The 246-nt window shown below is 53.7% G+C and carries 1 protein-coding gene; it reads left to right on the top strand.

Going from position 1 to position 246, the window contains the following annotated elements; translation table 11 throughout:
- Positions 1 to 246 (top strand): PCRF domain-containing protein (locus tag CF394_RS15440; RefSeq protein ID WP_133079870.1); only part of this gene is annotated, 246 nt, incomplete at both ends.

Genomic DNA, 246 nt, shown 5'->3' with positions numbered 1-246 from the left:
AAGCGTAACCCTGTTGATCAAAGGCTTTAATGCCTACGGATATTTGAAGGCTGAAAAAGGGGTTCATCGACTGGTTCGGATCTCTCCGTTCGATTCTTCGGGCAGACGGCATACGTCCTTCGTGTCCTGTGACGTCGTACCGGAAATTACGGATGACGTGGAGATCGACATCCGTACCGAGGATCTGAAGATCGACACGTACCGGGCGAGCGGCGCCGGCGGTCAGCATATCAATACGACGGACTC

The sequence above is a fragment of the Tetzosporium hominis genome (assembly GCF_002265435.1).
Taxonomy (GTDB): Bacteria; Bacillota; Bacilli; order Bacillales_A; family Planococcaceae; genus Chryseomicrobium; species Chryseomicrobium hominis.
This window is presented reverse-complemented; position numbering and strand designations above follow the sequence as displayed.